Origin of the sequence: Paenibacillus sp. FSL R5-0810, from assembly GCF_038002285.1 — a bacterium.
Taxonomy (GTDB): domain Bacteria; phylum Bacillota; class Bacilli; order Paenibacillales; family Paenibacillaceae; genus Paenibacillus_AQ; species Paenibacillus_AQ lactis.
Map to the genome: position 1 here is coordinate 4,641,319 of NZ_JBBOCF010000001.1, position 23,816 is coordinate 4,665,134.

20 protein-coding genes are annotated in these 23,816 nt (G+C 52.9%); 6 read left to right on the plus strand and 14 right to left on the minus strand.

Going from position 1 to position 23,816, the window contains the following annotated elements:
• Positions 1-27 precede the first annotated feature (27 nt).
• The 4 genes from MKX76_RS20670 to MKX76_RS20685 are packed head-to-tail and all read left to right on the plus strand — an operon-like array spanning position 28 to position 3,508.
• Entirely contained in the window at positions 28-483 is a 456-nt protein-coding gene (locus MKX76_RS20670; protein WP_007130620.1) for a GAF domain-containing protein, read from the plus strand.
• Positions 480-2,105 (plus strand): thiamine pyrophosphate-binding protein, encoded by a 1,626-nt coding sequence (locus MKX76_RS20675; RefSeq protein ID WP_341034533.1) that lies wholly within the window; start codon positions 480-482, stop codon positions 2,103-2,105. Before MKX76_RS20670 ends, MKX76_RS20675 begins: the two co-directional genes overlap by 4 nt.
• Before the next feature lie 59 nt (positions 2,106-2,164).
• Positions 2,165-2,506, plus strand: coding sequence for a hypothetical protein (locus MKX76_RS20680; RefSeq protein WP_007130622.1), 342 nt, complete (start codon positions 2,165-2,167; stop codon positions 2,504-2,506).
• Between the two features lie 12 nt (positions 2,507-2,518).
• Positions 2,519-3,508 (plus strand): ketoacyl-ACP synthase III, encoded by a 990-nt coding sequence (locus MKX76_RS20685; RefSeq protein WP_007130623.1) that lies wholly within the window; start codon positions 2,519-2,521, stop codon positions 3,506-3,508.
• 123 nt (positions 3,509-3,631) lie between these two features.
• Here the strand turns inward: MKX76_RS20685 and MKX76_RS20690 are convergent, their stop codons facing one another.
• The 13 genes from MKX76_RS20690 to MKX76_RS20750 form a co-directional block, all read right to left on the minus strand.
• Positions 3,632-4,429 carry an inositol monophosphatase family protein gene (locus MKX76_RS20690; RefSeq protein ID WP_341034534.1) on the minus strand — a complete coding sequence of 266 codons (798 nt, stop codon included), beginning with the start codon at positions 4,427-4,429 and terminating at the stop codon, positions 3,632-3,634.
• Positions 4,430-4,504: 75 nt separating this feature from the next.
• Entirely contained in the window at positions 4,505-5,287 is a 783-nt protein-coding gene (locus MKX76_RS20695; RefSeq protein ID WP_213613223.1) for a TrmB family transcriptional regulator, read from the minus strand.
• Between the two features lie 240 nt (positions 5,288-5,527).
• Positions 5,528-5,833: a DUF3139 domain-containing protein gene (locus MKX76_RS20700; protein ID WP_007130626.1), complete on the minus strand. Its 306-nt coding sequence runs from the start codon at positions 5,831-5,833 to the stop codon at positions 5,528-5,530.
• 115 nt (positions 5,834-5,948) lie between these two features.
• Positions 5,949-6,458: a hypothetical protein gene (locus tag MKX76_RS20705; protein WP_341034535.1), complete on the minus strand. Its 510-nt coding sequence runs from the start codon at positions 6,456-6,458 to the stop codon at positions 5,949-5,951.
• 266 nt (positions 6,459-6,724) lie between these two features.
• The gene (locus MKX76_RS20710) at positions 6,725-7,195 is read right to left on the minus strand and encodes a DinB family protein (RefSeq protein ID WP_341034536.1); all 471 of its coding nucleotides are present in this window, start codon (positions 7,193-7,195) and stop codon (positions 6,725-6,727) included.
• A 187-nt stretch (positions 7,196-7,382) separates the two neighbouring features.
• Entirely contained in the window at positions 7,383-9,455 is a 2,073-nt protein-coding gene (locus MKX76_RS20715) for an amylo-alpha-1,6-glucosidase (protein ID WP_341034537.1), read from the minus strand.
• A gap of 33 nt (positions 9,456-9,488) precedes the next feature.
• The gene (bglX, locus tag MKX76_RS20720; protein ID WP_007130629.1) at positions 9,489-11,597 is read right to left on the minus strand and encodes a beta-glucosidase BglX; all 2,109 of its coding nucleotides are present in this window, start codon (positions 11,595-11,597) and stop codon (positions 9,489-9,491) included.
• A gap of 49 nt (positions 11,598-11,646) precedes the next feature.
• Entirely contained in the window at positions 11,647-12,471 is an 825-nt protein-coding gene (locus MKX76_RS20725; RefSeq protein ID WP_007130630.1) for a carbohydrate ABC transporter permease, read from the minus strand.
• 5 nt (positions 12,472-12,476) lie between these two features.
• Entirely contained in the window at positions 12,477-13,421 is a 945-nt protein-coding gene (locus MKX76_RS20730; protein ID WP_007130631.1) for a carbohydrate ABC transporter permease, read from the minus strand.
• A 103-nt stretch (positions 13,422-13,524) separates the two neighbouring features.
• Entirely contained in the window at positions 13,525-14,763 is a 1,239-nt protein-coding gene (locus MKX76_RS20735; RefSeq protein ID WP_007130632.1) for an ABC transporter substrate-binding protein, read from the minus strand.
• Between the two features lie 174 nt (positions 14,764-14,937).
• Positions 14,938-16,488, minus strand: a complete 1,551-nt coding sequence (locus tag MKX76_RS20740; RefSeq protein WP_341034538.1) for a response regulator transcription factor — start codon at positions 16,486-16,488, stop codon at positions 14,938-14,940.
• A 6-nt stretch (positions 16,489-16,494) separates the two neighbouring features.
• Positions 16,495-18,297: a sensor histidine kinase gene (locus MKX76_RS20745; protein ID WP_040738808.1), complete on the minus strand. Its 1,803-nt coding sequence runs from the start codon at positions 18,295-18,297 to the stop codon at positions 16,495-16,497.
• Between the two features lie 17 nt (positions 18,298-18,314).
• Positions 18,315-19,067, minus strand: coding sequence for a helix-turn-helix transcriptional regulator (locus tag MKX76_RS20750; RefSeq protein ID WP_007130635.1), 753 nt, complete (start codon positions 19,065-19,067; stop codon positions 18,315-18,317).
• A gap of 111 nt (positions 19,068-19,178) precedes the next feature.
• On the opposite strand from MKX76_RS20750, the gene MKX76_RS20755 reads away from it, so the two are divergent.
• Together MKX76_RS20755 and pgmB are read left to right on the plus strand one after the other, a co-directional pair.
• Complete coding sequence (locus tag MKX76_RS20755; RefSeq protein ID WP_341034539.1) at positions 19,179-21,467, plus strand: glycoside hydrolase family 65 protein; 2,289 nt, start codon at positions 19,179-19,181, stop codon at positions 21,465-21,467.
• A 274-nt stretch (positions 21,468-21,741) separates the two neighbouring features.
• Positions 21,742-22,416: a beta-phosphoglucomutase gene (pgmB, locus tag MKX76_RS20760; protein ID WP_213613229.1), complete on the plus strand. Its 675-nt coding sequence runs from the start codon at positions 21,742-21,744 to the stop codon at positions 22,414-22,416.
• Positions 22,417-22,542: 126 nt separating this feature from the next.
• Here the strand turns inward: pgmB and MKX76_RS20765 are convergent, their stop codons facing one another.
• Positions 22,543-23,781 carry a DUF4073 domain-containing protein gene (locus MKX76_RS20765; protein ID WP_341035068.1) on the minus strand — a complete coding sequence of 413 codons (1,239 nt, stop codon included), beginning with the start codon at positions 23,779-23,781 and terminating at the stop codon, positions 22,543-22,545.
• Positions 23,782-23,816: the final 35 nt, after the last annotated feature.

Consider the following 23,816-nt stretch of genomic DNA (forward strand, 5'->3'; position numbering starts at 1 on the left):
GATTTTTGATACGGAGGAGAAATGGGCATGGAGCGATTAGCATCACTGTTTGAAGAGCTTGAACGCCTCACAGGCGTGGCCGATATCGCCTATCATGAAATCCGGGACGGCCGTTTGAATCCGGTATCCAAAACGAAGACGGACCAGCTCGGCGTGGAGAAGTGGAAAAGCGTTCATGCAGAGCACCCCGTCTACATCCGGCATGACCGCCTTTTGCGCGAAATGATGGAGCATCCGCAAACGGTTGTCCTGCAAGACGTCAAGAACGATCCGCGCGCGGCCGACGAGTTTTTCCTGTTTGGGATCGACAGCATTATGGTTCTGCCTGTGATGCAGCATGAGACGGTGAAGGGGATCGTCGTCGTCGCCTCGATTGGAGCACGGCATGATTTTACGAAAGAAGAGGTCAAACGTGCAGAATCACTTGTGTTTGAATACAAGGATGCGTTTCAACTACAGCATAAGGAGGATTCTTCAAGATGAATATTGCCGAAGCCGTGCTGAAGTATTTGCGAAATGTCGGAGTGGACTGCATATTCGGAATTCCGGCCGGGATCATCGGCCCGATCTATGACGCGTTGATTGATGTCGATATCAAGCCGATCATTACGAAAAATGAAGCCGGCGCCGCCTATATGGCTGCGCGATATGCCAGCAATTCCGGCAAGCTCGCCGTTTGTGCCGGTGCCGGTGCGGTCGGGGTCGGCAATATGATGAACGGGATTGCCGATGCCATGCGCGCCAAAGCCCCTCTGCTGGTCATCACCGGATACGTAAACCGGTGGCAGATCGGCAAGGGAGCCATCCAAGAGATGGATGCGCAGGATATTGTCCGGCCCATCACCAAATACAGCAACACCGTGATGAACGAAGCCGATGTGTTGGCCGAGCTGGATAAGGCGGTAAGGATCGCGCTGACTCCCCCTTGCGGGCCTGTGCATATTTCGGTTCCGATCGATGTGCAGCGGATGGAAGCGCCGGCGCTCTTGCCTGCGGCTCCAGAGCCTTCCGCGCTTCAGCGTATTCGCCCGAATCCGGATGAGATGGAGCGTGCTGCAGCCCTCCTGAATGAGGCTGAGCGGGGAATCATTATGGTCGGACGCGGCGGGCGCTCATCAGCCGAAGCCATCATGCGTCTCAGCGAACGGCTGCAGTGGCCCATCATTACGACGCCATCGGCCAAAGGCATCATTCCGGCCGAATTTCCGCTTAACTTAGGGAATTACGGATTTTCAAGCACCGATGCGGCGATGGAATACGTCACCTCTTCGAAGGCCACCTGCATTTTAATCTTGGGTACAAGCCTGGGAGAGTCCTCTACATGCAACTTCAATGATGTCCTGGTGGACGGACGCAAGGTGATTCATGTCGACCGTGATGCCAAAGAGCTTGGGAAAGTCTTCCGGACCGATGCAGCCGTTGTTGCCGATCTCCGGGATGCCGTTCCTTATTTTGCGGAGCACGTGAGTCCGTCTTCAGCTTCATTTAAGAAGCCGTTCCCGCTTAACGAGGCCTACGAGCCCAATCATACAGGCTTGTCGCTGCGCCTGTTTCTGGAGAAGCTGAGCCAAGTGATGCCGGCAGACACGCGATATGTATGCGATATCGGGGAATTTACCAACTTTGTCCTGAAGTACTTGGAAGTGCCCGCCGGCTGCGATTTTGAAATCAATCTGAACTATGGAGCGATGGGATCGGCGATGGCGGGAGGACCGGGACTATATCTGGCCGACTCGACCCGCCCGGTTGCCGTTATTGCGGGGGACGGCTCGTTCTTCATGAATGGCACCGAGGTGCTTACCGCTAAAGAGTACGGTCTGCCCATCATTTATTTCATTATTAACAACGCCATGCTGTCTTACGTCGAGCGCGGGCAGAAGTTTCTATATAACCGCACGATCCCGGATTACAAGCAGGAGAGAATCTCCATCGCCGACATGATGCGAATCGCCGGAATCCGAGCGATGTCTGTCGACCGTCTGGAGGACATGGAGGATATTCCGGGATTCCTGCGGGAGATGACAGGGCCGTGCATCATTGAGGTCAATACGGACGGCAGCGAGCCCGCGCCGATCTTGGATCGCTTGAAAGCCCTGAAGAAATAAGCACTAAGGTACAACACCAATTCAACATAATATGTTTCGATCATAGGAGGAAGAGCAACATGGGAAGCTTTAATATCAAAATCGATCAAGCTGCAAAAGTATTTCATGCCGAGGTGGAAGGCACCTTCTCGCCGGAAGACGGAATGGCATCCATTGAGGCTTACGGCAAGGCCATCTCAACCATTTCCGTTCCGGAATATGAAATTGACATCGACTGCACGAAGCTGAACGTCTCTGCGCCTGAGACGCTTCCGCTTTTGGAAGGATGCTTCGAGATGTATAAAAAAGACGGCTTTAAGAAAGTTACGCTGCGCATTTCCAAAAATCCGATCCTGAAGATGCAGCTCGGGCGTGTTGCTCGTGGCGTGAAGCTGGACAACTACGAAATTATCGAACAATAAGGAGAGATGGCCATGAGAGGTGTACAAATTCGCGAGATTGAAATCTACCATCCTGCTAATGAAGTAGACAACGAATACTACATTAACTATTTTGCGGAAAGAGGTACGGATGTTACCGGACTTGTAACCGCTCTGGGCCGTAATAAGCGTTTTATTATCGATAATCCGGAAGAGAATACATTCACGATGGCCGTGCAGGCATCCAAGCTGGTGCTGGAGAAGAGCGGGCTGTCCGCAAAAGACGTAGATCTGATCATCTTCACTTCCCAGACACCGGAATATTTGCTGCCCAGCAATGCGCTGAAGCTCCACCATGCCCTTGGAGGCGATCTCCTAACGGCTTGCTTCGACATTAACGCGAATTGTGCCGGCATCCTTGTTGCGGTAGAGCAGGCTTCCCGCTATATGACCGCTAATCCTAGGGTAGAGCGTGCGCTTGTGGTCGGCTCCGATTATCTTTCGGTTCACAGTCCGGAGGAGCCGGTGTATTATTCGAATTTTGCCGAATCGGCAGTAGCCGTGATTTTGGAGCAAGCGGAAGGCACCCGCGGTTTGATCGATTCCGTCTATCAAACCGATACATCCGTTATCGACAATTCCCTGTTCCCGGCCCACGGCTTGTCGAATCTGTACCGTGAGGAGTTTACGGCTAAGGATGCGCAGGTGAAGTTTACGCCTTTCGATGATTCGGTCTGTGCCGAATCCGCGGTGAATTCGATTCGCATCTTGCTGGAACGCAACGATCTGACCAAGGATGATATTGCCGGCTTTATGTTCTCCCAATTTACCTTGGGCAATATCAAGCATGTTTCGGAGCGCCTCGGGATTGATCAGGACAAGGTTCCTTATATCGGGGACAAGTACGGTTACACCGCGACAACGAGCCCTTTCCTCGCCCTGTACGAAGCAGTTCGGGCCGGAAAAGTGAAGCGCGGCGATTACCTGGTCTTCTGGACGGTAGGAGCGGGTTGGCAAAATGTCAGCCTGTTGATTCAGTACTGAGCATCCTGCTCTGGGAACGGACCGATTCTCAACGTTAATAATAAAAGGTATCTGCAGCAAGAAGCCCGCCCATTTTCCGCAATGGACGGGCTTCTCCATGTCATGGATTCATGCAGGGGAAAATCACCCTGCCAATACGGTTACGATCTTGTCCCGAAGCGCGTCCGGTCCTGCAACAACCCCGGATGTTCCCCAAGTGAACGGCGATCCGTCGACATCGGATACGCAGCCGCCCGCTTCTTCGATCAGCAGCGCGCCTGCCAGCCAGTCGTAAATTTCGCGGCCAAACTCCCAGTAGGCATCCATGCGCCCGCAGGCCACATAAGCCATCTGAAGCGCGACGGAGCCGAGCATGCGCAGCGCCGTGCATTCCGGCAGCAGCTTGCCGACGCTCCAGGCGGTCAGCTTGACGTTCTCGGGCTCCACCTCGACTTTGTTAGGGGGAGCCGTCAGCAGAAGCGCATCGGCCAGACCCGTTTTCGCCGATACCCGAATCCTCTCGCCGTTCAAGTAAGCCTCTTCTCCGCGGACCGCATGGAACAATTCGCGGCGGCCGGCATCATAAACGGCCGAGAAGACGGCAACGCCTTCCCGGATCAAGCAAAGGGAGATCGCCCAAAATCCGAATCCCTGATGCAGATGGACGGCTCCGTCGATCGGGTCAAGCACCCAGTAGGCGTCTCCGTATTCCGGACTTCCCTGCCTGGCTGCATCCAGCTCAGCATCGGACCATGGCAGCCCGGGATGGATTTCGTTCACCGCCTGGCGTATGCGGCGCTCTGCCCAGCCGTTGGCGTCCGCAAAACGTTCAATCAGCTGCTCCCGCGACGCTGCAGGAGCAAGCCCTCCATATTCCTCCAACAATTCTTCCCCGACTTGAGCCAGTATGGCCCCGATGGCATGTGGATCTACATGGATCATAAAATGTCCACTCCTTAGGATAGTATTTTTGAATACTACTAATATTTTCGCAAAAAGAAGCGGTCTCCCGCTACTCTATTCCAGCAGCTCCCGAAACGGGCTGATAATCCGTTCATAATCGCTGCCGTATTGATCCGAAAGCTCGGCGGCGAAATCCTCCTCAATCCGCTCCATCACCAGATCGTGATATAGACCGTTCTGAAGCAGTTCAATTATGGAAGGATGATCGGTTTCAAGCGCCGTTAATCGGAGAGACCGGCCGAAGCTTCCGATTAATGCCGACTTCGAATCGCACAGCATCGAGAATTTTCTGGACTGCGCCTGCTGCCATGCCTCGCTCCGCTTATGCTCGATGACATGCTTCAGGGAGAGCCCGGATTCTCCGATGACAATCGCGACAACTCGGACGCCGCGCCGTTCGGCCTCAGACAGCGCCTCGCTCATCCAGTGGACGTCTTCGGACCATAGATCAACGACAATGCTCTTCTCGGCGTTTGCCGCCAGACGGTCAATGGCTTTGCGCAGCGCCTGATCCCCCTTCCAGCTGTAGAACGACGGCGAGGACTTCGGCGGCGCGTTCAGCTCCTCAAGCAGCATACGTGCATTTTGATCGAATTGGGTTTTCAGCGTCTTCACCACCTGACCGATCGGCACCGCATCATATAACACGGGATCCGCCTCGATCGTTCGGCACACCCCCTTATCCGTCATCGCCCGCAGGGCCGCATAAACGTTCGAACGGGATACCGACACCCGCTTGGCTACTTCATATCCCGACATTTCGGGGGATTCGTGCAGGGCAAGGTAAATTCGCGCCTCCAAATCCGACAGCCCGATGCTTCGCAGCTCATCAATCATCGTAACGCTCCTTCACGCTATTATTAGTATTATTCAATAATACTACTGTTGAGGAGGTATGTTGTCAATCCTTTCATTTTATCAGCCATTCCAATTGTGATGAGGAACTCTAATCCGCAAAATTAATTAGCCATGATATAGGCATCTCTTTAACGCTATCTAGCAATAGGCTATAACCTCGATAAGTAGTCTAATATAAAAACCACTGATTTTATCAAGATCAGTGGTTTAGATCAAACTTCAATTCTTTACATTTAAACGCTGCGGTGTTTTAGGATCTAATTGTGTCCATTCTCCTGTATCTCTATCAGTAAAAATATATTTAGTATTTGGATCGTCGGCGAATATTACGTAAACAGGGAATTTAGGCATACCACTTAGTTTCGCCTTAATACTGATGATATCAGATTCAGCGTAGCCTTCTACATTAAATAAATGGTTCTTTAAGCTCTTTTCTAGTGCATTGTATTTGTATTGTAGTGCTGCATAACCGCCTCCTATAATTAACACAATTACTATCACAAAAATAGCCAAGGTTTTTTTCACTATTAACATCCTCCCTTACGAAAATCTAAGTTGTCAAATTGAAAATCTCATAACACTTAATCATATCCGATAATCTTAAAAAGAAAAACTGCACAATGGCAGTTTCTAGTATAAATTATTGTGCTGTAAATTGAGTTACATATACCAAATTAGGAGCATTTATTACCATTGATGGAGTAATAAATCCTCTTAGATCGGGGGTATTACCAAGATCCAATAGATCTATTCCTTCCCCGTAATAGAATGCCTGCCATACAAATTTCGAACAATAGTTTGGAGAGAGTGTGCTCTTCTTTACGTATGGTTCAATTTCGTATTTTGTCACATACTTATAGTTGTATGTTGCCCATTTGGCAGCCTCAACCCCCATACCATTAATAGGTCTATAGACTTTGATAGTTTCTCCTTTGCCATGTCTACTCATATAACCTGACATGTTATCTACGGTCCCACCATTCACAGGTAATGTTACGTGGACCACTTTATAATTTGAATTTACAATTCCAGTATGCCCCACAATCTGTGAACTAGAGCCAAGCGTTTTTGTCGAATAGAGGACATCTCCGATTCGCATTGGAACATTAAGTACCGGGATATGTAGGCCCAATCTCCGCAAATGATTCAATTAATTCGCTATCATTTTGGATTGAAATATCTTCGCTACTGTCCGTGTTATCATTAACTTCTATGTTATAAAGATTGATACTCTCCTCAGAAGTAAGACTCTCAGCACTAACAACTGATCCCCCCGTTGGGAAAAATGCAGCTAATGTCTCCCTCCGTTTCCAGCCACTCCTGTGCCTTCATATTCAAATAACAGCACCTTGGCCTAAGCCTAAACAAAAAACCGCTCCTATCGCATCTGGGGAGCGGTTCTTTGATGCCAATATCTTATTCGAACAGCGGCACCTTCGGGTCTTTGCCGTTGCAGTGGACCAGCATCGCATGCAGCTGTCCCCGGTGATGGTACAGGTGGGCCAGAAGCTCAAGCAGCCACTCATAACGGGTATAGGTTGCGCCCCAATAGGACGTTACCTCCCGATGCAGTTCTTCGTCGTCCATATCATGAAATGCCTGCGCCAGATACGAATAGCTCGTTAACAATTCAGCCTGGATATCCTTCAGGTTATTCAGCGACACGCCGGCGTAATAAGCGCTCATCTCTTCCTGCGTCGCCCCGCCGGATATAAGGAAGTCGGCCCTGCAGATGACCGCGATATGCTTCAGCAGCTCGCCGACGGAATGCTTGTCCGCCGTTGGCCTGACGAGCAGATCCTCCTCTGTTAGCTTGTCAATAATCGCCACGACCGACAGCACCGCCACTTCGATCTGGTGCAGCGCATATGTACAAAAGGTATTCATTCCCGTTCTCTCCCATCTTAGGTTGTCGTTCAGCATGCTTGGGGTATGTAGTTTAAAACTCCGCTCTATATTATAGAACACATGTTCCTGTATTTTCAATAAAAAACAACCTGGTTCTCTTTGAAGCGAGAGAACCAGGTTGTTGTCCGTGTATTTGCTGTTCGTGTTGTCGTGCTGTTCATATTATCTATCCGACCAGCGTATAGCCGGTCGTATTTTCAAGCACCTTCACGTTGAAGGATGCTCCGCCGGCATCACGCGTTACGCTGACCGACAGATGGCCATTACCGATCGCGATCCGCTCGGCCTTCAGCTCGTTCATGCCCTCCGGCAGGAACGGTGACAACGCGATTTCCTTCTTAGGCGCATCGGGGTACAATCCGAGCATCGCCTGCAGAAAAGCGATCGACGTGCCGGCCGCCCATGCCTGCGGCGAACAGGTCGTCGGATAAGGCACCGGATAACCGAGCCCCGCATCATTCCCACAGAACAGCTCCGGGAGGCGCTGGTACTCGAAGTGCTCCGAGGCCTTGAGCAGTCCGGAAATGACCTTGCCGGCCTCTTCCTTGAAGCCCTGCTTGCCCAGCCCAAGCAGAATCATCCCGTTATCGTGCGGCCACACGCTGCCGTTGTGATAGCTCATCGGATAGTAGCCCGTGGAGCCTGTGCTCATCGTACGGATGCCGTATCCGCTGAACATGTCGTCCTTCAGCAGCCGCTTGGACTGGGCTGCGGCCCGCCCGGCTTCAGGGAGCCCGCTCATGAGCAGATGCCCGGGATTCGAGGTTACGCTTCGCACCTGACGCTGCTCCTTATCCAGCGCAATCGCGTAGCACTGCTCGTCCTCCATCCAGAACGCCGCCTCGAATCTTGCGCGGAGCTCCTCGGCCTCCTCTTCTAGCTTGCGGGCCAGCTCGTGCTCGCCCATGTCAGCGAACACGGGGACGAGCGATTTCTTCGCCTGATATACATATCCTTGCACCTCGGACAATGCGATGGGCGACTCCGCATATTCCCCATGCTCATGGATGATGGAGTTCGCTGAATCCTTCCAGCCTTGGTTTGGGAAGCCCTTCTCGGCTTCCTGCTTGTAGGCCATGAAGCCGTTCCCCGCTTCCAAGGCAGCATTGATATAATCAAGCGCCCGCAGCATGTTCGGCTTCAGCTCCTCCGCGAGAGACAAATCGCCCGTCCAGCGGTAATATTCTCCGATCAGGGCAAGAAACAGCGGAGTGGAATCGATCGTGCCATAATAAGGCGAGAACGGCGATTGCCCGGTCGTAACCAGCTCACCGTAACGAATCTCGTGCATGATTTTTCCCGGCTGCTCGTCTCGCCAAGGATCCGTCTTCTCCCCTTGATTGGAGGCCAGCGTCTTCAGGGTTCCCTTGGCCAGCTGCGGATTCACCGGCAGCATGAACAGGGCGGTGATCAGGCTGTCCCGGCCGAATGGAACCGCGAACCATGGCAGTCCGGCCACCGTCGTGTCGCCGAAGCCGACGTCCAGGGTCAGCATGCGCAAATCCTGCAGACCTCGCTCGAACAATCCGCTGAACACGGCAGAGTCGGATTTCACCCGCGTGCTGTTTGCGTACCACTGCGCATAGGAAGCCTCCAGCTTCCTCAGCCCCTCGTCATAAGACAGCGGCTCCGGCTCCGCGTGCTCCTCCGTGATCGGCGCAATGAAGAAGGTGACCACCCGCTGTTCCTTCGGTTTCAAGAACATCGGGAACGTAATCGTTCCGCTTCCATGCGCCTTGCCGCCCTCGGCATCCCAGGAAATGCGCGTCTCGCGTCTTTGGCTATCCGCGCCCATATAAGACAGCGTCAGCTCCCGGTCTTTGGCGCGTGCTTCTTCCATGCGGCCAACGTCCCCGGTGCGGTATTTCCGAACCAGGAACATATCCTGGAAATCGGCATCGAATGCGACCGAAAACTCAACGTTCCGGGCATCGATAAAATAGTTGGTCAGCGTGCAGCGCTCGTAGAGGATCCCGCCGTAAATAAACCGCTCCCGGTGCAGCTCGATCGCTCCCTCATCCTTGGAATCCTTCATCAAGCGGAAGGAAGCGATGTAGCTCTTATCCCCGGCGGAGGACAACAGGGAAGGCTTCTCCCCGTCAATGAACGCCTCCATGCGGCTTAAGAAGCGCGTATCCTTCGTATATAAACCGTGACCCTGATCATCCCCAGGAGCCATATCCCCATTCAGCCCCGTCAGAAAGAACAGATCCCCTTCCTTAATTACGCGATAATCCATCATTCATCCCCCTTTTATCGCCCTTACGGCGTTTCAAATCACGGTGAGCTCCGTACGCAGCCCTTCCTCCGAATGCGGCCCGACCCAAATATGAAACTTCCCGGGCTCAACCGTGAACGCCATCCGTTCGTCGAGAAGCCCGAGCTCATCCGGCCCAAGCGCAAAATGGACGACACGGCTCTCTCCTGGCTCAAGAAACACCTTGCTGAAGCCCTTCAGCTCCCGGACGGGACGGGTAGAGCTGGCCACCAGATCCCGGATGTACAGCTGCACGGTCTCTTCGCCGGCGCGCTTGCCGGTGTTCCTGATTCTCACAGACAAATTCGCGCTCTCATCCTTGCCGATTACAGGCTTGTCCAGCGCCAGATCCGCATATTCAAACGTCGTATAGCTGAGGCCGTACCCGAACGGGTACAAAGGCGAATCGTCGCAATCGATGTAATCCTCGTACAAGTGCGGACGTCCCGTATTCTTCCGATTGTAATACATCGGAATTTGTCCGGTTGCCCGCGGAACGGTTACCGGCAGGCGGCCGCTCGGGTTGTGCGCCCCGGTCAACACATCGACCACGGCATACCCCGCAGCCGTCCCCGGGTGCCATGCCTCGATGACCGCATCCGCCAGCTCGTGCAGCCATGGCGCCGCGAGCGGGCGACCGTTCATCAGGATGACCACGACGGGCGTGAAGGTCCGGCTCTTCAGCTCCCGGATCAGCCGCTCTTGGCACGCCGGGAGCGTAATGGACGCCACATTGTAATGCTCCCCGGTCATCGGCTCCGATTCCCCGACGACCACGACCGCGACGTCACAGCGCCCTGCCAGGTCCACGGCACGATCGATCCCTCCGGGAAGTTCCTCCAAAATGCCGCTGCCCGGTTCATGGAACACCTGCGTATCCGGAGCCAGCTCGGATTGGAAGGCATCCCATACGGTAACAACGTCCTCGTCGCGGCCCTTCCACGCCCAGCAGCCCATCGTATTGTGGCGATCGTCGGCCAGCGGCCCGATCAGGGCCAGCTTCTTGAATCGGCCGGTATCCAGCGGCAGGATGCCGTCATCGTTCTGAAGCAGCACGATCGATTTGCGTGCGCTGTCCCGGGCCTGCTCCAGATGAGCGGCAGGAATGCCGATTTCCTCCGGATCGTCCTCGCTTACATAAGGATTCTCGAATAAGCCGAGCCGGAATTTCACTTTCAGAATGCGAAGCACGGCATCATCCAGCAGCTCCATCATCTCGGGATGCTCCGCAATGATGGACTCCAGATGATCGAGATAGACGCCGGAATGCATATCCATATCGACGCCTGCCGCCAAGCCTTTCAGCGCCGAATCTCTACGGTCCTCCGCGTAGCCGTGATGAATCAGCTCCTCAATCGACTCCCAGTCGCTGACCACGATGCCGTCAAAGGCCCACTCCTCCTTCAGAATATCCCGCAGCAAGTACCGGCTGCCCGATGCAGGCACGCCGTTCAGCTCGCTGAATGCGCTCATCACCGACATGGCGCCGGCCCGAATGCCGTGCGCAAACGGCGGAAGCACCGTCTCCCGCAGCGTCCGCTCCGACATATCCGTCGTATCGTAATCTCTTCCGCCCTCGACAAAGCCGTACCCGGCGAAGTGCTTCACGCAGGCAGCCACGGCCGGATATCCGGACTCGTTCGGGCTCTGGAATCCCTTGACCTTCGCCGCGGCAGCCAGAGAAGACAAATACACATCTTCGCCCGTGCTCTCCGCGATGCGTCCCCACCGGGGATCGCGCGTAATATCCACCATCGGGGCAAAGGTCCAGCGGATGCCTTCGGCCGCCGCCTCCCTCGCCGCGATGCGGGCATTCTTCTCCATCGCTTCGGGATCCCAGCTGGCGGCTTCGCCAAGCGGGATCGGAAAGATGGTCCGGAAGCCGTGAATGACATCGTCGCCGATCAACAGCGGGATGCCGAGGCGGCTTTGCTCCACTGCCAGACGCTGCAATTCATTTATTTTCTTCGCCCCGTGAACGTTCAGCAAAGACCCGATCCGCCCCTCGGCGACCAGCTGCCTCTCCCGTTCCTCGCAGCGGCCGTATTGTACCGTCTGGCCGATCTTCTCGGCCAGCGTCATCCGGGCTAACAGCTCCCGCGCTCGCTGTTCTGCTTGATCCATGCAGCTCCCTCCTCAACGTATGTCTACTTAGCGATCAACAATCAGCAATCTAGCCTTTGACGCCGGCATTCGAGATGCCTTCAATATATTGGCGCTGGAACAGGAAGAAGAACAGGATGATCGGCAGCGTCGACAGCACGACGCCCGCCATGATCATCGGTGTATTCTCGAAGAACATGTCCTTCACGCTGTTCAGGCCGACGACTAGCACGTACATCTCCGGCGTATTGGCGAGCGTGCTCGGAATCAAATAGCTGTTCCAGGTGCCCGCAAACGCAAGAATCGACATCGTGATCAGGGAAGAGCGCGCCAGCGGATAGACGATCCGCCAGAAGGCGCCCATCTTCGTCAAGCCGTCGATGCGGGCGGCTTCCAGAAATTCATTCGGAACCGAGATAAAGAACTGCCGGAGCATGAAGATATACAACCCTTGATACAAGAACGGCACCGTCAAGCCCCAGAACGTGTTCAGCCATCCCAGCTGCGCCACGTTCACATATACCGGGATCAGAATCATGTGATAAGGCACCATCATCGTAGCCACCACGATCCAGTAAATCAGGCCTTTCCCGCGGAAATTCAGCTTGGCAAGCGCAAAGCCGGCCATCGGGTTAATGACGAGGTTGCCCAGCACGACGGCGCCGGTCATGATGACCGTATTCAGAAACCATCTTGGCACGTTGTACGCATCGTTTGTGAAGAATACCTTGAAATTTTCGAACGTCCAGTTGGCCGGCGACGTCAGCGTATTGACATACCGCATCGGAATGACGGACGTATAAATCGTATAGAGAAAAGGAAGGGCGAATAAAAGCCCCAGAATGATCGTGCCGATATACAGAAACGGCCGATTGCTGTTTATGCGGGTCTTCATTGCTCTCACTCCTTCTCATCCAGGAATTTTTTTTGCAGGTACGTGATCAGCATAATAATGATAAAGAACAGTACGACCGCCGCGCTTCCGTATCCGATGTTCATGTAACGGATCCCGTGCTGGTAGAAGTACGTCACCACCGTGCTGGTCGCTCCCGCCGGCGAGCCGAGTGCGCCGTAACGCGAAATCGCCGCGATCTGGTCGTAAATCTGGAAGCCGGCGATAGTGGATACCGACACGATAAAGAAGGTGATCGGCTTCAGATAAGGCACGGTGATATAGCGGAACTTGTTCCATTTCGAAGCGCCGTCGATCTCGCCGGCCTCGTACAGATCCTTCGGTATTTCCTGCAGGCCGGACAGATACACGATCATCGTGAAGCCTGCCTGCTGGAAAATGAACAGGATGCAGACGAACAGAAGCGCATAGCGGGTATCCGCAAACCAGGTGACGTTCCCGAAGCCCAAAACGCCGAAGAAATCGGTCAGAAAGGTCCCTTGCTTAAACATCATCATGAAAACGGTCGTAATGGCGATCTGCGAGGTGATATACGGCAGGAAAAACACCGTACGGAAAATCCCCTTGCCCTTCAGCTTCTGGTTCACGAGGATGGCCAAAAGCAGCCCGAGCAGCGTTTGGATCGGGATCGAAATGACCACGATCTCCAAGGAATGCAGCAGCGCCCGGAAAAACTCCTTATCGTGAAGAATCGCCGTATAGTTCTCGAGGCCGATGAATTTGGCCTGGTCCAGTGCCGCAAAATTGGCGTCCTGGAAGCTTCTCACGAAGGATTGGATAAACGGATATAAAAACCACCAAGCCCACAAAATCAAAAAGGGCAGCGTAAACAACCAGCCGAGTGTCTTGTCGGAGTCGGCCAGCGAACGCAGCCAGGACTGCTTGATCTTGCCGCCCTTCGCGCCGACATGCTTGCTGCTGTATTCGGACATAAGTTATCCCCCACTCCCATGCTAGAATTGAATCGCTCATGCAAAATAAAGGCTCCCGCCTCCCTGATATCAAGGAGCGGGAGCAGGTTGTTGCCTGTTTTTCTTATTGGAACTGGCTCTGAATATCGTCGAGAATTTGCTGAGCCGTCTTACCGGAACCGCCAAGCACAAGGCCTTCCAGCTCTTTCACCAGTTCATCCGTGAAGCGCTTGGTATCGGTCGGATAGCCATAGTCGGTGCTGTATTCCAGCGCCGGCTGAAGCGCCTTGAACTCCGGATTTTTCTCGAAGTATTTCTCGGACAGCGACGACACGGCAGGATTGAAGCCAAGATCCATGAATGCGGTTTGCGTGTCGTCATTGGTCATGTAATAAGCGGCCTTCAGTGCGGCCTCCTTGTTCTTGGCATCCTTCAGCACCATATAAGCGTCGGAGCTCATGGTGCTGCCGTTCGTTGTGCCTTTCGGAACCGGAATCGCAACGTATTTCATATCCGGGTTGGCGTCCTTCAGGTAGCCTTTATACCAATATCCGCCGGTGCTCATAGCACCCAGGCTGTTCGCGAACACTTCGCCGTCCCAGCCGAAGCCGGCGGATTTCGGAGTAACCGCGATGCCTTGGTTGTACATGTCGATGATCAATTCCAGCGCTTTTACGTTTTCAGGGGAGTTTATGGTCTTGCCGTTGCCCCATCCGCCGCCGAAGCTTTTCACGTAGTTCGTAATATGGAATGCGTCCAGATTGACGATAATGCCTTTTACATTGCCTTTGTTCAGCACTTTCGCCGCTTCGATCACTTCGTCCCATGTGGTTGGGTAATCGCCAAGACCGGCGTCCTTCCACATCTGCTCGTTAATGAAGAACATGGCCGGCATGTCGCTGTTCGGAATGCCGTACTGCTTGCCGTCAACATTCCAGATCTTCTTCGAGGTATCCGGGAAACGGCCCATGTCAACGCCCGTCGCTTGAACCAGATCATCAATCGGCGTGAACAGGCCTTTGTTGATGTACTCGTATGCGCCTTCATTGGACATCTTAATAAAGTCAGGCGCTACGCCTGCCGCAATTTCGCCGGGCAACGTATTCCAGAACTGCTCGCTGCTCGGATACTGCTTGATCTTCAGCTCGATCTCGGGATATTTCTCGGAAATGGTATCGGCTGCTTTCTGGTAGATCTCCAAATCCTGCGCCGTACCCCAGAAGCCGAAGTTTACGGTCACTTTCTCTCCGGATGCTCCTTCTTTATTGTCAGCGCTTTTATTGCCGCCGCAAGCGGTTAACGCGACAACAAGAGCCAGGCATAATACCAGCATGGCGGAAATCTTCTTGTTCACTTTACCCATGAATGCTACCCCCTATGTTTCGTTTCGTTAAACCTTACACATTCATGATAAGGAGTCCGAAGAATAAAAAAAATTAATCAAATGATGATTAATTTTTTAATATTGACTATTTTTTTATAGATATCTTGCACGAGAGAAACGATTTTATGAAAAATTACACTTTCTTCTCTAAAATCACACTTCTTCTTTCCTATATTGCTTAGGAGATAAGCCTGTGTATTTCTGAAATACAATCGCAAAATGGGCCTGATTATGAAATCCCACCATCTCGGCGACATCATATATTTTGTATCGATAGTCCCGAAGCAGTCTCTTCGCTTTCTCAATCCGGAGCTCATTAATATAGTCGAACAGCCCTTGGCCAACCTCCTGCTTGAACAGCCGGCTGACGTAATTCGGGCTGACATGCAGCAGCTCCCCGAACAATTTCAGGGAAAGGCTCTCGGCATAATGCTCCTCGATATATTCCATAATGCTGCGCGTAAGCTGGCTGTAGCCTTTATTCGACAGTCGCTGGCGCTGCTTGAGACGGTCCTCGAACAGCTTCCGGTATCCCGCGGCCATTCCCCGGAAATCCTCGATCTCCTCGAAGCCTCCGCTGTGCTCCGCCCCTGATTCAACTTTGCCGTCGTCCCCGCCGATCATGAACAGCAAGCCTTCGTACACTTTGCGGACATCCCGCTCCTCCATGCACTCCTCCTGCTCCAAGAACGCCTCCCAGCGGGACAGCAGCTCCAGAAAACGTTCATTCTCCTCTTCCCGCAGCGCCGACTTCATCTGGCTCACATAGGCATCCGCCTGCTTCAGCGCGCTCTCCCCCTGCAGCCGCAGATGCTGATAATAGAAGATGGACGTATCAGGATGGTAAAAATGATGGGACAGCGCTTTAGCCGCCTGCTCATAGCCTGCAGGAATGGCGCTGTAGCCTTCGAACCAATCGCTGACGCCCAGCACGATATCGATGTTCACGAACCGCTTCAGGGCCGAGCTGATCATCTGCACCAATTTGTTTACGCGGTTTAGGGATGCGAGCAGACTCTTATGCTCGCTGTTGCTGATGAATACGCAGCTATGCTGGACGTCTAGCTGCAGGTATTCGACCTCCTTCTCTTTGGAGAGCATCTCGCGCACCACATTTTGAACGGTGCTGGGGAGCACCGATTCGGTTTCTTTCGTATATCGCTGAATGACGGTGCGATAGTTTTTGATTTTAAAGAGAACGATATACATATTCCCTTCCTCAAGACTCGTTTCGGACAGGTCCTGCACCTTGCCTTCGAGGGCCTCATACAGCAGCTGTTCCTTCCGGCTGCCTTGCGTCACCACGGTCGGCGGGGCAGGCGTCCCGCTTGTTCCAAGCTGCTCCCGGATGCTCCGAAGCATCGCTGTCAGCTCGCGTTCGTTCATATCCGGTTTATGGAAGTAATCGAAAGCCCCAAGCTTCAAAGCTTCCTTCACATAAGCTATATCGTCGAAGCTGCTAAGCACCACGATCTGAACCGGCAGCTGCTGCTCACGAACCCTGCGAAGCACCTCAATGCCGTCCAGCTTGGGCATTTTGATGTCGAGGAGCACCACATCCGGGTCCTTGTCCGCAATTTGCTGCAGCGCCTCCTCTCCGTCACCGGCCTCTCCGACGATCTGCACACCCTGAGCTTCCCAGTCGATTGCTGACTTGATGCCGATCCGAACGAGCGGCTCGTCATCCACGATAAGTATCCGCACTTGCTATCACCCTGCTTCTTCTGTGATGATCGGAACGCGGATCCATGCCACCGTTCCGCCTTGCTCCCTTCGCTGGATCCAAAGCCCGTATTCCGGACCGAAGTGAAGGGATATCCGGTTACGAATATTGTTCAATCCGATCGAGTTGAAGCCATCCCTTGGCCCGTTCTGTTCCTTCTTGGGCTGCCCGTCCTCCGGGAAGCCCCGTCCGTTATCCTCGACCTTCATGACAAGCGCTCCTTGATCCTCATAAATAGCGATGATCAGGTGGCCTTTATAGTCAATGCCTTCGAATCCGTGAAACACCGCATTTTCCACTAGCGGCTGCAATAGAAACTTCAGCGTCCTATATTTCATAACGGCCGGATCGACCTCATACGTGACATCGAAGGTATTAAAGTACCGAAAATCGAGGATTTTGGTGTAATTCTCCATGAATTCGACCTCCTCGGCAATGGTAACGTAGTTCCCTTCCTTCTTTACCGTGAACTTGATGACGGACGAGAACGCCTGCAGCGCTTCTTCGATGCCCGCAGCGCCCTGGATTTTGGCCATCCACTTAATCACGTTCAGCGTATTATAGATAAAATGCGGGCGGATCTGCGACTGGAGCGCATTCATTTCCAGCTTCCGCTTCTCCTCCTCCTCCACGTAGATTCGCTCGATCAGCTCCCGGATCTCCTTGAGCATTTGGTCGACCGTGTTGTTGATGACGCCGATCTCCCCACGCTGCTTCGTATCCAGGCTTACGTTCAGCTGCCCTTGGGATACCAGCTTCATCTTGCTGTTGAGCACCGCCAGCGGCTTCATGATCGTGGTCGCGATTCGGGCGGAGATCAGGATCGAGAGCACCAGAAGCAAGATGAGGACGCCGATCAAAACCGCTACCATCAGGTACACGATCGAGAACAGGTCCTTCTTCGGAATGACGGTGACGGCCTTCCAATTCGCCAGCGAGGAACCGGAAGAAATGATATAGGTGTCCCGGGCAATCTGCGTGTTCACCTTGCCGTCCTTATGATATTGAAACTCGCTGCCAAGCACCTCGGAAGCCGGCAGCCCGATCTCTTCCGCATTCATGCTGTGAACGATCCGGTCGGCTTCATCGATAAGGTAAAAGCTCGTGTTTTCCGAAAAGGCCGTATCGCTCCACAGCGTCTTCAGCTTGTCCACCGAAATGTTAAACAGGATAAAGCCGAGGTCCTCCTTCGTATAGGGGTCCATAATGGCCCGGCCTACCGATACGACCGGCACGCCCTTGGCGGACAGCAGCTCCTCCTTGTGTATGCCGATTGGCACAAAGAGTCCATACGCCTCCCGGATCTTCCGGACAAACGGCTCCTCGGTGAATCGGTCCCTGAAATAAGCAGCATTCATATATTCCCGGTTGCTGCGGCCGATGATCGACTTGCTGTTCTCATGATAAATGACCACCGAATCGATCAGATCAGAATATAGCATGATGCCGCTCTGGATCAAGCCGTTCACTTTGTCGAAATCCTGGCCGCGTTCCAGCAGGGGATACTCGATTTTGGCGTAATCCTTGCGCATGATCTGATACACCGTCGAGTCCTGGATCGGGAACATTGACAGCCGCAGCAGGGGCTGAAGGGATGTATCGATATTTTTGACGATCTGTTTATTGTTCTCCACGGCCGCATCAATCATCGTTGTACGGTTGTTGTCCACATATACCCAGGATACGATCCCGCCGATCAGAATGAGCGGCACAATGATGAAGCAGGAGAAAGCGGCGATCAGCTTATGCTCCAGGCTTAAATCCAGCATTTTCTGTTTTAGTCTGTTCATGCTAGAGGTCTCTTTCTTCATGTCGATATGGATTTGGCTCCGCTTAACCGGAACTGGCGCGGCGTCATCCCCGTAAAATTTCGGAACACCTGCGTATAATAGCTCTGGCTGCAGAACTTGAACGTGAATGCGATTTCGGAGATGGACTGATTCGTGTACACAAGCAGATGCTTGGATTCCTCCACCTTTCTCCGGTTAATATACGAGGTCAGCGGCATGCCGGTCTCCCGCTTGAAGCGGTCGGACAGGTAGCTCGGGTGAACGCCCAGATGGTCCGCGATTCCCTGCAGGGACAGCTCTTGAAAAATATGCTCGCGAATATAATAGATCGCCAGGTTCACAATATGCGAGTACGTCAGCTCTTCCTTCTCCTTGCGGATCATCGAGACGAACTGCACCAGCATCTCGTATTCGAATGCGACGAGACGCTCCACATCGCCGATCTTCTCGATTTCCAAAATAAGCGTGTCGCTGAGATGAAAGGCCGTCTCCGGATCGACTCCGCCCTTAATAATCGCCCGGGTAAATAACGTACAAGAGGCAATCAGCGCGTTCTTCTTGGAGCGGAGCGGATAGCTGGCCAAGACCGCGGCCTCGAGCTCATTGATCTTGCGCAGCATATCCATCGCTTTGGCCTCGTCGCCGAATCGGATCGCTTCCAGCAGCTCATGCTCGTAATCGAACGGCGGATGGATAAAATTGTCGCGTAAATACTGCATCCGGGAAGACAAAACAAAGGGCGGGTTTGCCGGCCGGGACAGCTCCTTCATTATTTGCACACCACCTAAAAATATTGATAAAAATCTGAATATTTTAGTATAATATAACCCTTTTTGGCTCTAAAATTCAAACATAACCTTGCTAGGGAGGAAGTGTACACGATGACTTGGAAGATTTCAAATTCCGAATTATCACAGCAGGCACTGCTCAATATGGAGAGCCTGTTCGCGCTTGGAAACGGTTACCTCGGCGTCCGGGGCAACTTCGAGGAGGGATATGGCCCGTCCATGTCGACCATTCGCGGAACCTATCTGAATGCTTTTCACGATATCATTGAAATTCCATACGGCGAGAAACTGTTCGCCTTTCCCGATACCCAGCAAAAGCTTGTTAACAATATCGACGCTCAAACCGTTCTCGTCTACTTGGACGACGAGCCGGAGCCGTTTCGTCTGGACCACGGCACGATTTCGGCCCATGAACGCCATCTGCACATGGATAAAGGCTATGCGGAGCGAAAGGTGCAGTGGACTTCTCCGTCCGGCAAAGAAATCCGATTGACGTTCCGACGCCTGGTGTCCTTCACCCGCCGCGAATTGTTTGCGATCCAGCTCCAGCTGGAGCCGGTCAATTTCAACGGCCGGGTACGCATCGTCTCGACGGTGAACGGTAACGTAAAAAACTACACGAACCCGAACGATCCGCGGGTCGGAGCCGGTCATGCGGAGCGGATGACCGTGATCGATGCCGGCGTTCGAGGTCAGGACGGCTACGTCATTGACGAGACGATGGCTTCCAAGCTGCGTGCGGCTTGCGTGACGCGTCACCGTCTGGAAGGCTCCGAGGCGCAGGTGCAGCTGGAAGCCGGATCGGGCGAAGTTCTGTTCACCGCTTCATTCCCGCTCTCCGGACCGGTTACTTTGACGAAATACAATATGTACACGGACAGCCTGCGTCATGGCTCGGATCTCGTGGAGGAGGGCATCAGGCTCCACGAGCGACTGCAGGATCTGTCGTTCGAGGATCTGGTCGCCGAGCAGACCCGGTATTTGGACAACTACTGGAAGTCCGCCGATGTCACGATTCGTAACGATGATCGTCTTCAGGAGGGCATCCGGTTCAATCTGTTCCAGCTGCTGCAATCCGCCGGTCGGGACAAGTACAGCAACATCTCGGCTAAAGGCCTCAGCGGCGAAGGATACGAAGGGCATTACTTCTGGGATACGGAAATTTACATGTTCCCGGTATTCCTGATGACTCAGCCGGACATCGCACGCCAGCTTCTGCTGTATCGTTACGCTGCGCTTGACCAGGCACGGGCAAGAGCCCGCGAGATGGGGCATAAACAGGGGGCCCTGTACCCGTGGCGTACCATTTCGGGAACCGAATGCTCCTCGTTCTTCCCGTCGGGAACCGCGCAGTACCATATCAGCGCCGATATCGCTTACAGCTATATTCAGTATTATCTGGCTGAACAGGATCAGGACTTCCTGTTGTCTTACGGTGCGGAGGTGCTGATCGAGACGGCCCGCCTCTGGGCAGACATCGGCCATTACTACAACGGGGCGTTCCACATCGATGAAGTGACGGGACCGGATGAATATACCTGCTGCGTGAACAACAACTATTACACCAACGTGATGGCGAAGCATAACTTGAAGTGGGCCGCCAAGAGCTGCTCGATCCTGCAAGACTACGATGCGGAAGGCTACAAAGCGCTCTGCGACAGACTCGGCGTAACCGATGCGGAAATCGCCGCTTGGGCCAAGGCTGCGGACGCGATGCTGCTGCCTTACGACGAGACGCTGGGGATCAATCCGCAGGATGACACGTTCCTGCGCAAAGCGGTATGGGACTTCGAGAACACGCCGGAAGACAAATATCCGCTGCTGCTGCACTACCATCCGCTGACGATTTACCGGTACCAGGTGTGCAAGCAGGCGGACACCGTGCTGGCGCATTTCCTGCTGGAGGACGAGCAGGATTTCGAGACGATCCGCCGCTCCTACGATTATTACGAGGGCATCACGACGCACGATTCTTCGCTGTCCTCCTGTATCTTCAGCATCATGGCTTCGAAGATCGGCAATATGGACAAGGCGTACGAGTATTTCATCGAAACCGCGCGCCTGGATCTGGACAACACGCACGGCAATACGAAGGACGGGCTGCATATGGCGAATATGGGCGGCACCTGGATGTCCATCGTATACGGATTTGCCGGGATGCGCATTAAGGAAAACGGGCTGTCCCTCTCTCCGGCCATACCGAAGGATTGGGAGCAGTATGCATTCCGCTTGAACTTCCGGGGCCGGCTGATCGGCGTATCGATTGAAAAATCAGGTGTGACGATCGAGCTCGTCGAAGGCGAACCCCTCGAAATCAAGCTGTATGAGGAGCTTGTGGATCTGGCTTCCGGACAGCCGGTGAAACGGCCGCTTAAAGGCTAAACAGCTCAAGGGTTTTAACTCAGCCAGAGGCTTGGATGTCCACGGCTCGTACGACGCATGCGCCGGGAATCTCACCTGACATGTACCAAGCACAATCGCATACTGGGTACAAATTGCATACTGGGTACACATCGCAAAATTGCCGGGATTGACGCGGCATGTTGCTGGTGAAGGTCCATGAAAGTCCATCCCCTATCGGCTGCCAGACTATTTAAAAGTGATAATCGGGAACATGACTTAGACATGTTTCCGTTGATAGAAGGAGAAATGAACCATGAGCGAAGGAATAACGCTTCAAGCCGTCATCTTTGACCTGGACGGCGTCATTACCGATACGGCCGAATATCATTACCAGGCGTGGAAAGCCATTGCCGCCGAGCTTGGCATTCCCTTCACCCGCGAGTTTAATGAGAACCTGAAGGGCGTCTCCCGCATGGACTCCCTGAAGCTGCTCTTAAGCCAAGCGGAAACGCCCGTCAGCTATTCGGACGAGGAGCTGCATCAGCTGGCGGAGCGTAAAAATAAGCTCTACGTCGAGCTGATCGAGACGATTACGCCGGCCGATCTGCTTCCCGGCGTCGCCGATTTCGTCGCCGCTATCCGGGCGGCGGGCCTGGCGACAGGCATCGCTTCGGCCAGCAAGAACGCCGTAGCCGTCCTTACCCGGCTTGGCGTCATGGATCGCTTCGACGTCATCGTTGACGTCACGAAGCTGAAGAACAACAAGCCGGACCCGGAGATTTTCCTGACGGCGGCTGCCCAGCTTGGCGCCGATCCGGCCGCTTGCATCGGCGTCGAGGACGCTGCGTCCGGCGTGGAGGCCATCAAGGCCGCAGGCATGTTCGCGGTTGCGATCGGCCGGGCCGAGCATTTCCCGCATGCGGATATCGTGCTGCCTAGCACGTCGCAGCTTGACTTCCGCGAGCTGAAGCAAGCGTTTGAAGGGTAGCTTTGAAATAAGTATGGGAGTGTTCTCGAAAGAGTCTGGCGTTCTTTCGGACACTCCCATTTTTATTCCAATGCCACCGTTGTCGATTAAATCGTTTTCTCTCTTATAACACTTGAATTGCAGATATTATTTTTTGAAAGTCACCTTTTTGGATAATCCGTCTTCCAGGTTCATCTCACCTTTATGGCGAACGAATACATTTTGGTTTCCTTCAAATGTTGGAGGGTTCTTCGGATCATAGTCTACCCAGCGACTTTTCCCATTCACAGAGTATTCCATGTATTGGGTAGCACCGATCAATTGATTTTTTTCGTCATCTGCTACTACATCGGGTGGTAATTGAACAACAGTACCATTGTGCACACCAAGCTCTTTAATAACTTTATCTGTTTTATAGTCATACGCCTTGATCTTTACATCATTTCCGTACACTTCAACCTGGAGGCCCTGTTTAAAATCATTGCCTGTCGAAACTTCACCGCCATTAGGCCCTGCCGATGCCCACCCCGCTTGAATCCCGGCTGTGTTCACAACGGTAAACCCACGTTGATCTCCACCTTCTACTACCTTTTTACCTGCCCAATCCGGAAGATTCAGATCCCAATGACTGTGGCTTGTGAAAAGAATGACTTGCGGATAATCCTTTAAGATTGCTTCTAATTTAGCCTGGTCTAAGTAGTCACCTGTATACGGCGATTGATTAGAGCCTGAAATCGTATCCTTTAGGATATGATGACTAAAGAGAAAGATCGGTTTATTTGGTTTTTTCTTTGAATATTCCTCAAGATTCTGCTTTAACCAATCAAGCTGCTCATCGCTAAGATAAACCTCATCCCACAAAGACTCATCATGATAGTGCATATATTTTTCGGTACCCAAGAAAAGGAACGGATATCCGTCTAACTCTTTTTTATGGTAGACTTTTTCCTCACCAGTAAAGTTATAAAAATTTTGGAACATTTCAGATTCCGGTGTATGATTGGGCCATGTGTCTTGTGCTAATTTGTTCGGTGTTGCCCATTTCGGTTTATAAAATTCATGATTTCCTATGCTGTACCATACATTTTCCGGGTGAGGATTACGATCTAACACTTGTTGTACGGCTTGATATTCGAAATCCCACCCTCGGTCCGTAATATCGCCATTAATGATTAATGCTTTCGAAGCAGGATTTACCTCTTTCATATCATGAAGCACATGCTTAAAGTCAGCGTAATCCCCTTGAATGTCACTAATGACATCAAAGGTAAGGCCTGGTTTTTTCGAAAATAGATGTTCATCCAGTTTTGCTTGAGCGGATCCTGAAACAGCACCTATATTAAAAAAAATAGATGTTGCCATAATACTTGTTAGCAGCTTCTTCATCATTAATTCCTCCTAGTAATGTTCATGTTCAGAAT